The organism is Clostridium sp. YIM B02506, assembly GCF_022324845.1.
GTDB classification, from domain to species: domain Bacteria; phylum Bacillota; class Clostridia; order Clostridiales; family Clostridiaceae; genus Clostridium_T; species Clostridium_T intestinale.
In genome coordinates this window covers 1-12,331 of the sequence record NZ_JAKGTG010000011.1, presented here as the reverse complement: position 1 = coordinate 12,331, position 12,331 = coordinate 1, and the positions used below count along the sequence as shown (strand labels likewise).

Sequence of the window (12,331 nt, the reverse complement as noted above, 5' to 3'; positions counted from 1 at the left end):
TTCTACATAAAAATATAAGTCCGAAAACAGTATTACAATTTTAACCGAAACTATTCTGAACAATAAATCAATAAATATAAACCAATAACTCAATAATATTTATTAGTTTTATAAATATATTATTAATTTATAGCATAAAAATAATTCTATATTCGTATTACTGTACTTACAACCTAGGCTCATTATATATTATCTGCCCTATATTAGCAAGTTTAGTCAAAATTATTTGAAAAAATTAAGAGTACAAAGATTTATATCTCTTCATACTCTTTTTCATTACCTATTATTTAATCAATTTTATCTTTATATCTTCTCCATTATAATTTTTCACTATGAAAACCAAATCATTTAAATCATCAAATGTTGATATATTAAATTCAACAGTATAAGTTGAAATACCCATATAATCTGTATTACGGAACATAAAATCCGCATTATTTATGCTCCCATTATTAGCAACTAAGGAAATCCCTTCTTCTCTTATAATATCTGTATTAGGAGGGGTAGTAAATTTTATTACAGAACCTATAGGGCTTGATTCAGCGCTAATTATCTTCACTTCATCATTAATATTTTCATATCTAAACACTATCTTATTTTCGTCTTTAAATTTACTATCTATGTCAAAATCAATATTCCACAATCCATCAATTTTTTCAACATCTTCTTCTGACTTTACATTTAAGTGATCTGCATATAGTATTTTTTCAATACAAATATTCATTTTATTTAATGTAGGAATATCTACATCTATTGAATTTAATACAAAATCATATCTTAAAGTACCCTCATCATCATTTAAAACCTCATAATTCCAATTAGTTATTTTTCCTCCCTGTATAACTTGTTTATTAGCATCTTCTTGACTAGATATCTTTCCGTATATAATTTTTCCATTCTCATCTTCTATTTTCAAATCTAAATTTATTAACTTTATATTATTAATTAATTTTTTATCTTCAAACTTGATTTTAAATGATAAGGCCAATTTTCGCTTATCTAAAACTACATCTGTTAATTCAATTTTAACCCCGTTATCATAAGCAACTTTCTCATCTAATTTCTGAACATAGTTGTTTTCAACTGCTTTTTTAATATCTTTGTTGTTCTCAAATATTTTTGAACTTATAGCTGCGATTACAGGTCGTCCCAAAAACAAAACTACAAGTATAGTCCCGATAGAAGCTGCTATCATCCACTTTTTCCTTCTTGGCTTTTTGTTTTTAATTCTACTTAAAACCTCAGTAGTAATTTGATTTATATCTTTATCATTAAGTTCTAAATCGCTTAACTCACTTTCATTTATATTTATATCATTAAGAAGCACTAAAATATCATCTTCGTTTAAATGTGATTTCATTCTATTACCTCCTTTTTATAACATTTTATTTTTTCAGTAAGAGAGTTTCTTGTCCTCCAAAGCCTATTATAAACAGCTCCCTTAGATAAATTTAAATTTTCACTAATCTCTTCTATACTTTCTTCATATATATATTTTCTAATAAATATTTCTTTATCTATAGGTTTTTCATCGTTGAGGTACCCTAATACATCTTTAACATTTTCTTTATCTATAAAATCTCTCTCAATGTCGATAGGTGCTTTTAAAGCTTCTTTATCTAACTCTACATTCTCTAAGCTCTTACAAGCCCTCTTATAATCTATTGCTTTGTATTTACTTACTGTTAGTAGCCAATTCTTAAAAGAGGCTTTTTCCGGATTATATAACTTATATTTATTCCAAACAAGCATATATATATCACTAATACATTCTTTAGCCAGCTCTCTATTATCACTACCTAAAACATTTATAACTACCTTAAAAATCAAGTTAGCATACTTCTGAATTATATATTCTAAGGCTTCACTATTTCTCTTATCCAATTCTTCTATAAGATTGTCCTCTTTAATAACCATATTTAACTCCTTTCTTATATGTCTTCATAAATATATACGGAGTAACTTTCATTAATTTCACAAAAAAATACAGACTTCTAATCTGTATTTTTATATTATATATTCACTTTTTAAGATAAAATAAGTTTATCAAACCTTTTGTCATTCACAATTTCATGAGTTAGAAACTTTCCATTATAAAACAAGCTATAAATTATAAATGGCGACGGATTTTCTTTCCCTTGCTCTCTATTGTTAATTTTTATTATTTCTATAGGTATATTGCTTTTATCTGCTAATTCTTTAAGTACTTTTGCGTAATGCTCTGTAAAAGGACAAAAGTTTGAGTAATATAAACATAAACCTTTATCACTTTTAGGTATAGCTTTTTTAACTGAATCATTAAAGGTTGGACTTTCTACATCCCTTTTATTTTTATATACTAAGAGTTCAAAATATGGATCTGCTCTATCACAAACCTCAAACCCCTGCTTTATAAAAAATCTTTTATCAGCCATGTATGATTTCTTTTTAGAACTTGTTAATACAACAATTCCATTCATTTTTTCAGCTGCCTTAAAACATTCATCTAAAAGTTTCTTACCGTATCCCTTTCCAGCATGCATACCTGCTACCCAAAAGCAGTTAATAATCATATAATTATCTGCATTTATAGGAAGCCAAGATATCTCTGATGGGCAATACTCAATAAATACTTTATGCTTTACATCAAACTTTTTGAAGCTGTATCCTTTGTCTATCTCTTTCTTTAATAGCTCTTTTTTCTTCTCGTAACCTTCTCTGCACTTTTTATCAGAAATAGCACAACAAATATATTCATTGTCTATATTGTTTTTATTTAATGTTATAATCTCCATTTTATTAATCTCCTTTTTAGATATTACCCTTATAGTAACATTCTATTATAGACAACTACATGTCATATTCGTCTTGATAAGCTACTATTTTGATATTATTTCAATACCATCATCTGTTATCAAAAGCATGTGCTCCCACTGAGCTGAAAGCGAGCCATCTACAGTTCTAGCAGTCCAACCATCTTTTTCATCTATATAAGCTCTATAGTCACCTGTATTTATCATAGGCTCAATAGTTATCATCATTCCTGGAGTTAAAACCATTCCTTGACCTTTTTTCCCGAAATGAGGTATAAAAGGTTCTTCTTGAAATTTAACTCCTACCCCATGTCCACCAAAATCCCTAACTACTGAATATCCTCTGCTTTCAGCATACTCTTGTATAGCTTCACCAATATCCCCCACAAATCCCCAAGGTTTAGCTGCCTCTATTCCTTTATACAAACATTCTTTGCATACATTAACTAAATTTCTAGCTTCTTCACTTACTTCTCCAATCATAAACATTCTTGAAGCATCAGAAAAGTAACCATTTAGTATAGTTGATACATCTACATTTACGATATCACCATTTTTAAGTACTTCATTTTTACTTGGTATGCCATGACATATTACATCATTTATTGATGTACAAACACTTTTAGGAAATCCTCCATAATTAAGTGGTGCAGGTATAGCACCTTTTGAAACGGTAAATTCATAAACTAGTTTATCTATTTCTTCTGTAGTAATACCCTCTTTAACTTTATCACTTATATAATCTAGTAGTGCATTATTAATTTCTGCACTCTTTTTTATTTCCTCAATTTGTTCTTTATTTTTTATGAGATTTCGTGTTGGAATTATATGTCCTTTATCCTTAAGACTCTCTAGCTTTTCATCAAAATTCATATGACATTTTTTATATTTTACTCCACTACCACACCAACAACTATCGTTTCTACCAATACTCATTTATTATTCTCCTTAATTTAATCTTTTTATCTTAATATTGTAGTAACACAAATATAGTTGTGTTACTCTATCTTTTTCTTATTTCTATATTTTCTTACTATATAGATTAGAAAATCACAAATCCCCATTCCTAAAGACATGAAAAGTGCGGTCTCCATACTCATATCTAGCCACTTCCAAAAATATGCTAATGTACTGAGAAATAGAAATGAAAATATATATTTTACAAAAATCTCCTTTATTGATCCACTCATACTTTTCTCCTTTTAGAGATAAACCTCTCTGAAATATCTAGTATTACCTTGCTTAATAAACATATAAAACAAATTAAATTGTATTTACTTTCTCGACTCGTCATATATGCTATTGCAAACACCATCGCTTCTACTGCAAATATACTGGCTATCATTTGAATCTTGCTTCCTTTAATTCTTTTCTTTGCTATATATAAAAGAAAAATTAGAATCATAATTGCTATTAACCACATCAACGCTATCACTCCTAAAAATATCCATATTTACTTATAAATAAATAGTAACATAGAAAAAATGATTGTACTACTGTCAAAGTACAATCATTTCTTATTGTTTATTCATAATAACAAATTACAGGAGTTCCCGATTCAATGTTTGCATAAATTGTTTTAGCTAAATAAAGAGGTGCATTTACACATCCATGAGAGCCATCTGTTTTGTATATATTACCGCCAAATGAAGATCTCCATGTAGCATCATGAATACCAACATTTCCGTAAAAAGGCATCCAAAACTTAACTGGTGCACTATAGTTTTCTCCTTGCAGAGTTGCATTTTCTTGTTTATAGTTTAATCTAAAGACACCTGTTGGGGTTGATCTACTTCTGTTGATATTTCCTGTAACAACATCTCCTGTTGTTAAAAGCTTACCGTTTTTATAAAACCAAAGCTGCTGTCTTGTCATATTGATTTCTACATAGGTATCCCCAATATCATTTTCTTCTCTTGAAAGAGCAGTTTGTGCATAAATAGGTTCCCTAGAAACTTTTTCTCCCTGTTTTATAGTCCAAATAATTTCCTTCGTTTCTTTATTAGTATCAATTAACCAGCCATAATTTCCTCCAGAAACCTTTACGTTCTTCCCTACCGATGTTAGAAAATCTCGCTCCGCTTCATAGGTATCATAGGTATTTGCTAGTTCTTTTACATAGCTTTTGACCTTGTTTTCATCAATCTCAACTTCATAATTATCTTTAATATTTATCCAATTATTTATTATGGATCCATCAAGTTCTTCAGATTCTTTTCCAACAATATAAGTTATTTCAGCTTTAATGTATTTATTAAGAAGCTCCTTAGCATCAACAACTTCTTTAGAATATGCAACATACTTAGGGTTCTCATAACAATTATTCGTTTCTAAATCTAAAGTCTTTTCTCCTTTTTTAATAGCTTCTACTATACTATTATATAGATTTTCTTTTTTTATCTTATTTCCATAAATCTCCTCTTGAACTTCATATCCACCCTCTACATACTTTAATTTAGGATTTTCAGGATTTATTATATTGGGGTTTGTGATGCAAGAAAGTTTATCATAACTTTCTTTTAGTAGCTTTTCATCATAAGTAAGTATATCTAAATTTATGGATTCTTTATTAAAAAACATAGTCATCCACAAAAATGGATTTTGCTGTCTTTTTAACTCTACAAGATTATTATTAGGTATATATTTTAGTACTATATCAACTCCATTAATCTTTTCATCATCACCACGTTCTTTAAGAGTGATTGTATAGTTATTAAATTCATTTTCCATCTTTTCATTAGCTTTTTTTAGACTTTTTCCAGAAATATTAACAGAATTAACTACAGTGCCAAAATAAAAATGTTTCATGAAATATAGTGACATCATAAAATATACACAAATTAAAACACCACAAGCTACCATAATTCCTACAGTAATTTTATTAAATTTTATTTTTAGACTATACATATATTTACCTTCTCTTTATTGTTAATACTAATCCTTATAAGTATATATAATGATTTCAATTATATTCCTGTTAACATATATAAAAAGAAGTTATCACACATAAATTATAATAACTTCTTTTATATTCTAAACAATTATTAATTCTATACCATTCTCTTTTATAATGTTTATGAACACTGATGGTGGTCTTCTATCTGTAATAATTATATCTATCTGGTCCCAGTTCAAGCCTTTATAATAGGTAAACCCATTGAATTTCTTAGAATCTACAAGAAGAACCACCTTTCTAGCTTGTTTTACCGCTGCTTGTTTTATTACTACATCCTCTTTGTCAAAAAAGTATAATCCTGTTTGCATTATGGAGCCAGCCCCCAAAAATGCAATATCAAATAGTCTTTCTTCAATATAGGTTTTAACTTCATCTCCATAAAAAAATCTATTATTTTTATTTAGACGCCCTCCTGTAGAATAGATATTCACATTTTCTTTTTCGGAAAGTATTTCTAGATTGTCTAAGGAATTAGTTACTACTGTAACCTTTTTATCAATTAGTTCAGCTAAATAACATACTGTAGTAGAAACATCAAAGTAATAGTGCTCCTTCTCATTAATGAATTCTAATGCTTTATTTGCTATATCTTTTTTCTCTGTAGAATATTTCATTACTCTTTCTTTGTAAGCTTCAATAGTATTTCTTATTACAGGCAGAGAAATTCCTCCATGGGTACGTATGGCAGCACCTTTTTCTATGAGCTTTAATATATCACGTCTAGCTGTATCTCTAGATACATCAAGAAGCTCACATATATCATGTACAGACATATTGATGTTTTCATTTAAATAATCTAATATCTTTAACTGTCTTTCTTCTTGGTACATCTAAAAACATCTCCTTACATAATCAATAAAGTTTCTGGTTTTATCTTGATGTTTTCTGAGTTCATGATATCAGCAAAATGACTTGATGATATATCATCAAGAATTATGATGTGTATATCTTTTAAGTCTAGCCCTTTATAAATAGCTTTTCTTTGATATTTTTGATGTTCGGCAAGTAATATCACCCTCTTTGATTTACTTACTACCTCTTTTTTTATTACAACATCTTCTTCATCTACATAGTACACACCATCTTCATGCACCGCTGATGCACCTAAAAAAGCTACATCAAACTCAGTATCATCACTGAAATAACTGATATCACCTTTATTATAGAAAAATCTATTATTCTTATTTAGATATTCTCCTGTTGTATGAATAACAACATTTTCTTTCTTAGAAAGAATTTCTATGTTATCTAAAGAATTTGTATATACATCTACAGACTTTTCTATAAGATTTGCTAAAAGCTGAACACTTGTAGATGAGTCTAAAAAATACTTTTTGTTATTATGAACAAATATCAATGCCTTTTCAGCTATACTCTTTTTTTCTGAAATATTTAATTGAAGTCTTTCTTCATGTGATAAGTTAACAACTTCTTTAGTAGTCTTATACAGGTTTATAATTTCATTTTTATCATTCATGATATCACCTCTTATTTTAATTTTAAGTAATTTTAAGTAATTTATCAACACCTTTAAGTAATATTAATTATTTTGTAACAAAAATGCAGATGATCATCACTCATCTGCATCATAATTTAAATATCTTTGATTATTTCTGAAATAATATCATCTTCTTTGTTTTCGCAATCTGTAGATCCAATAGTTATGCTTGGTTTGGTTTTACCATGAAAATCACTTCCACAAGTTAATATAAGTTTATGCCTCATAGCGTATTCTTTATAATATTCAACCTGCTCTTTACTATGATAGCTACTATAAACTTCTATTCCTTCTATTCCACAAACTCTTATAGCTTCAAGAAGTGAATGTTTTTCTTTAACATTATTTCCTGGGTGAGCTAAGACAGGTATTCCACCACTTGTTTTAATTACTTCTATTGCTTTTTCTAAACTTATATATTTAACTTCAGCATAAGCTGGTTTACCTTGAGAGCAGTAATCCCAATAAAAGTTTACGTATGGATTATCACTTCTAGTCCCATTTTCATAGTAAGGTTGTAGTAATGGATTTTTTTTATCTTTATCAAATTCCATGGCAGCTTCGGCTATCATTTCTCCATTAACTACTCCATTTTTAGATAATTTCTTTATTACTTCATCTGAAAAATCAATTCCAAGCTCTCTTATTAACTTCATTCTCTTTTTTGATGCACCTTGTTCTTGTTCTATGATATCTTCTTCTATTCTATCAAAAATATCATTGTTATAATCTATTCCATATCCTAATACATGAAGGTTCACTCCATCAATTGTACAATCTAATTCAACTGCCGGAATTATATTTATCTCTTTATCTTTACAATATTCCTTTGCTTCTTTTATACCCTTAACTGAATTATGATCAGCTATAGAGAAATATTTGATACCCTTACCTATACATAAGTCAACCAATTCCTTTGGGCTAAATTCTCCATCATCACTGTAAAATGAATGCATATGCAAGTCTATATAACTCATAATAATTCCTCACTTTCTTTTATTTATTTTTAATTAATGTAACATCTGGCTCTAACACACTTAAAGCTTCCACAATTAACCCTTTTTTATAATCATCTAAGAAGTTATTTGAAAGAGAAAATTTAGGCAATATATTTTTTGTAAGCTTTCTCTCACATTTATCATTAATTAACTCAATATGTTTATCACTTATAAAAGTACCATTTATTATGATCTCATCTGGATTTAAAATACTGCTGATAGAAACAATTAATTTAGATACAGCCTCACAAAAATCCTCAAATGTATCATAAAGCTCCTTATTCCAAGTTATTCCTAAAGGAATAGTTGCAACTTCTCCTGCAAAATTTCTTCCACCTTTAAATATTTTCCCATTAATAAAGATACCTGCACCAGGAGGATATTTATCTGGAAAATATAAATACACAAAAGTACCTTTATCTTTTAAATTATTGGAATTACTAAATCCAACAACTGCTGCATTAACATCATTTTCAATCACAGCTTTAATTCCATAAAGATTACTAAAGTATTCAATTATATTTACCCCTTTTAACATCCAATAATCCGAGTGTATGATTTCTCCATCAATTTCAACTCCTGGATTACCAAATCCTATTGCTTTTATGAGTTTATACTCTTCCAATATAGGCTTAATTATATCTTCAAGAGTTGCTATATTTACAACCTTAACTCTATGTTCTTTTTCATAGACACAATTGCCACCTAGATTTACTACAGAAACACTTACTATGCTTTTATCATCTTTATCATAAGGAAAAATTACGAGTACAAGATTAAAATCTTCGTTATATTTATATTGCTGTGCAGGTCTTCCCCCTCTAGATGAAATTAACTCAGTTTCAATAACCTCATTTTGCTTTACCAAATATTGAAGAACTGTACTTACTGTAACAATACTTAACCCTGTAACTTTTGCAATTTCCTGCTTCGTTGCGTATTTTTCAATCTTCAAGGCTTTTTTTACAAGATTTATATTTATTTCTTTAATAACTAAAGAATTTCCTCCTATATTTTTCATTTACTCCTCCTTTTATTAAAATACTTTTTAAAAGTGTTTTAATAAGTATATATTAAGGTTATCATGTTGCTTTCATGTTGTCAATCCGTGTAATTGAATATTAATACTTAGAACATTATAACTAAAAAGGCAGAATAAATCTGCCTTTTTTAGTTATATATAGGGATTGTTTCTTCCCCTGTATATTCTTTTAGTGATACACTAAGTTCTTTGTTATCATTTACTGTAGCAAAAAATACATCATCAATTGCAGTAATATTAAGCTTCATTAGCTCTTCCTCTAACCATATTGTTGAAAGCTTAAGTTTATCTAGTGCATCTTTAATTACCTCTCCTCGAATTATAACAACGTAGGATAAAGATGGGGACTTTTTAATTAGGTGCATATCTTCTATAGTAACAGTTGCTTTGTTTTGTTTTTTAAGCAAAGACAACTTACCGCTAGCCTCTATTATTCCTAGATGTATCTCTCCAACATCAAATACTTCTTGCTCCCTTAGCATCTGAAGTACATTGTCTACTGAATATCCAATCTTTTTAAGGCTTTTAGCTATAAATTTCCCATCCTGTATAACTATCACCGGCTCAAAGGTTATTAGCTTTCCAATTTTTCTATATTTAATCATGAGAGTAGATATTATTTTTTGCAAAATCCCTACAAAGATAAGCGCTACAACTGTATGTATATGTGGTATATTAGGCTCTGATATATCTGAACCTACTAATGCACCTATTACTATAACTACTAAAAAATCAAATATAGGCATTTCTCCTATTGTTCTTCTTCCCATGAATAAAGTAACCATAAGCATGAATGGTAAAATAGTAAAAATCCTTAAAAATACTATCATAAAGTCCTTAAATAAATTCATTTCTTCAGCTCCCTAACAACATATTTATGTTGTTACTTTGCCCTATTTTAACTTAAAAAATTACTTAATTGCTCCTCCATGAAACATACACTCATATACTTTTTTATTATGACAGAAAATTTCTTCGTATCCTTTAAACCATTTAAAATCCCCTTGAACAATACAGTGATATTTATAATCTCCGTTTTCATATACAAGGGGTCCTCTATATGGCATTTCTTTATTAACTAAGGATAGAGTTTCCTTTAAGAAGTCCCCTGAAAAGCCCTCCTCTAAAACTCTTCCTTTATAATTCATTACCCATATAGGAGTGTTATCTTTCCATATTCCTTCTTCTCCTAAAAATATTTCTCCGCCTAAATAGGTATCTATATATTTTAACTCTCCTTCTGAATGCTCAAAATCATGTGATCTAGGTCTTGATGATTCTACTTCAGCTCCTTTTCCAGCATAAGTTACCTTTTTTGCCCTACATAAAAACTCAATAATTTTATCATCAATTTCCTTTTCTTCTTTTATATCATTATATTCGCACTCATCAAAGTCCTCTTTTACTAGTTTATCTATGCTGACCTTAAACATATCACTTATTAAAATCAAATTTTCTACATCTGGATAAGATTGTCCGCTTTCCTATAGTTAAAGATATGTAATCTTATTTTCAAGTCATCAATCTATTTTACTAATAAAACGGTAATAGATTTCAATTTCTTGTACACGTTCGCCATTTTCTATTGTTTCTGGTGCGTGTATCAATATTTTCTCAATCATTGTATTTAGTAATGAAGAGGTAAGCTCTTTAGGATTGGAATATTCCTTGATTAGCTCAATCCACTTTTCAGCACCAATTATTTCCTGTTTGCTTTTTTCGAGCATTTCCTTTAGTGCTCTAATTTCAGTTTCAAGTTCAATCTGTTCTTGCTGATACTTGGTTGATAACATAGAAAAATTACGTTCAGTAATTTTATCGGTAGCTCTATCCTCATACAGTTTCGAGCTTCTTTTCTAGTTGCAGGAGCTGGTCTTGATATTTTCCCATAGTGATTTCCACGTTAATATGGATAAGTCCATCTTTTAAGTAGTAGTACATCTTGGGAAAATGGCTGATTTTCTCTTTCGCTTTAGTGCTTGGCAAGTCTTTGAAGAAGCCATCATCTTGAATCTGTTCTGCTTCATACCAGCCGTTTTGAAGTACCATACGAGCCAGCTTTTGGCGGTGCTGTAGTTGCTTCACTGAATCAATACGGTATCGGTAGTACAGAAAAGTAAAAGTCAAGCATACAAAAAGGGCAGTGATTACACTACCCCAAAAATATGGTCTACAAAGTTGATTGGTAAAGCTGTCAATCGTGATAGTCTGCCAATCCATTGTCATGAGTGAAGATACATGAAATGGTAACAACACCAGCAGGAATAGGAAACTAAATCCAGCTAAAGCAGTATGGTAAACTAGGCTTTTATCACTGGCTCGGATTCTTTTTCCTTTGTATTTAAAAATGGTATCACTCCTTTCTGGGTATGAAAAAAGCAGTCAACCTTATTAAAATTGTCTGCTCATATTGGAAATATAAAATTAAAGTTTAAACAATGTTTTCGCCCAATATTATTTTAGGCATTGTAGTTAAACAGCGATTCCAGCGTTTATAAAATTTTTCTACACCTAGTTTTGATACTCTTGCATGTGCTTCTTCATCTTTTAATACCCAGTATAGAACATAAGTCACTTTACCTATATTTCGAGTAAGACGAACAGGCAATTCGCCCTCCTTAACGGCATTAAAATCCTTTTGTCTATGCGTGCGTCTTATATAGTGAACATCAATAACACCCTCTTGACTTAAATAAAATTCAGCTACTTCTTTCATTAATTCTTCAATTTCATCTAGTTTTGTTAATTTTGCTTCGTAAATGCAGATTTCATTAAACATAAAGCACCTCCTAAAATTCCAATTTCTACTGTTAGTATAGCAGAATGCCTACTAACAAAGAAGATACTATATGTTATTTTTTACTTTGATTTTGCTTTGTTTCTGGTGGTTGATTTTGAGCTAGACGCTTTAAGACAATATCGTCTGCCTTAATATACCAATCCACATCAGCACCCATGTAGGTGGCAGACGCTCAATGTCGTCAACTTAGCATAGTATAAATAATAAAATCACGCATAAATAAAAAAAATTAAGCTATTTACATT

Annotated in this window: 14 protein-coding genes and 2 pseudogenes; all 16 read right to left on the bottom strand. The window is 29.2% G+C overall.

Annotated elements, in window-relative coordinates:
- Positions 1 to 283 precede the first annotated feature (283 nt).
- Positions 284 to 1,360: a DUF4179 domain-containing protein gene (locus L1S49_RS10250; RefSeq protein ID WP_238904150.1), complete on the bottom strand. Its 1,077-nt coding sequence runs from the start codon at positions 1,358 to 1,360 to the stop codon at positions 284 to 286.
- The gene (locus L1S49_RS10245) at positions 1,357 to 1,917 is read right to left on the bottom strand and encodes a sigma-70 family RNA polymerase sigma factor (RefSeq protein ID WP_238904148.1); all 561 of its coding nucleotides are present in this window, start codon (positions 1,915 to 1,917) and stop codon (positions 1,357 to 1,359) included. The genes L1S49_RS10250 and L1S49_RS10245 overlap by 4 nt, the downstream gene beginning before the upstream one ends.
- Before the next feature lie 110 nt (positions 1,918 to 2,027).
- Entirely contained in the window at positions 2,028 to 2,774 is a 747-nt protein-coding gene (locus L1S49_RS10240) for a GNAT family N-acetyltransferase (RefSeq protein WP_238904146.1), read from the bottom strand.
- 84 nt (positions 2,775 to 2,858) lie between these two features.
- Entirely contained in the window at positions 2,859 to 3,728 is an 870-nt protein-coding gene (locus L1S49_RS10235) for a methionyl aminopeptidase (protein WP_238904144.1), read from the bottom strand.
- A gap of 62 nt (positions 3,729 to 3,790) precedes the next feature.
- Positions 3,791 to 3,982 carry a hypothetical protein gene (locus L1S49_RS10230; RefSeq protein ID WP_238904142.1) on the bottom strand — a complete coding sequence of 64 codons (192 nt, stop codon included), beginning with the start codon at positions 3,980 to 3,982 and terminating at the stop codon, positions 3,791 to 3,793.
- Entirely contained in the window at positions 3,979 to 4,215 is a 237-nt protein-coding gene (locus L1S49_RS10225; protein WP_238904140.1) for a hypothetical protein, read from the bottom strand. The genes L1S49_RS10230 and L1S49_RS10225 overlap by 4 nt, the downstream gene beginning before the upstream one ends.
- Before the next feature lie 101 nt (positions 4,216 to 4,316).
- Positions 4,317 to 5,699: a L,D-transpeptidase family protein gene (locus tag L1S49_RS10220; RefSeq protein WP_238904138.1), complete on the bottom strand. Its 1,383-nt coding sequence runs from the start codon at positions 5,697 to 5,699 to the stop codon at positions 4,317 to 4,319.
- A gap of 126 nt (positions 5,700 to 5,825) precedes the next feature.
- Positions 5,826 to 6,578, bottom strand: coding sequence for a DeoR/GlpR family DNA-binding transcription regulator (locus L1S49_RS10215; RefSeq protein ID WP_238904136.1), 753 nt, complete (start codon positions 6,576 to 6,578; stop codon positions 5,826 to 5,828).
- A gap of 14 nt (positions 6,579 to 6,592) precedes the next feature.
- Complete coding sequence (locus L1S49_RS10210) at positions 6,593 to 7,225, bottom strand: DeoR/GlpR family DNA-binding transcription regulator (RefSeq protein WP_073017002.1); 633 nt, start codon at positions 7,223 to 7,225, stop codon at positions 6,593 to 6,595.
- A 116-nt stretch (positions 7,226 to 7,341) separates the two neighbouring features.
- Entirely contained in the window at positions 7,342 to 8,223 is an 882-nt protein-coding gene (locus tag L1S49_RS10205; RefSeq protein ID WP_238904133.1) for a PHP domain-containing protein, read from the bottom strand.
- Positions 8,224 to 8,242: 19 nt separating this feature from the next.
- Positions 8,243 to 9,265, bottom strand: coding sequence for an ROK family protein (locus tag L1S49_RS10200; RefSeq protein ID WP_238904131.1), 1,023 nt, complete (start codon positions 9,263 to 9,265; stop codon positions 8,243 to 8,245).
- 149 nt (positions 9,266 to 9,414) lie between these two features.
- Complete coding sequence (locus L1S49_RS10195) at positions 9,415 to 10,137, bottom strand: DUF421 domain-containing protein (RefSeq protein WP_238904129.1); 723 nt, start codon at positions 10,135 to 10,137, stop codon at positions 9,415 to 9,417.
- Between the two features lie 60 nt (positions 10,138 to 10,197).
- A complete protein-coding gene (locus L1S49_RS10190; RefSeq protein WP_238904127.1) occupies positions 10,198 to 10,719 on the bottom strand; it encodes a DUF5680 domain-containing protein in 522 nt (173 codons plus the stop codon).
- Between the two features lie 87 nt (positions 10,720 to 10,806).
- A pseudogene (locus tag L1S49_RS10185) lies at positions 10,807 to 11,133 on the bottom strand (DUF4368 domain-containing protein); the annotation flags it as partial.
- A pseudogene (locus L1S49_RS10180) lies at positions 11,129 to 11,635 on the bottom strand (ATP-binding protein); the annotation flags it as partial. The pseudogenes L1S49_RS10185 and L1S49_RS10180, both read right to left, overlap by 5 nt.
- An 82-nt stretch (positions 11,636 to 11,717) precedes the next feature.
- Positions 11,718 to 12,065 (bottom strand): hypothetical protein, encoded by a 348-nt coding sequence (locus L1S49_RS10175; RefSeq protein WP_238904125.1) that lies wholly within the window; start codon positions 12,063 to 12,065, stop codon positions 11,718 to 11,720.
- Positions 12,066 to 12,331 lie beyond the last annotated feature (266 nt).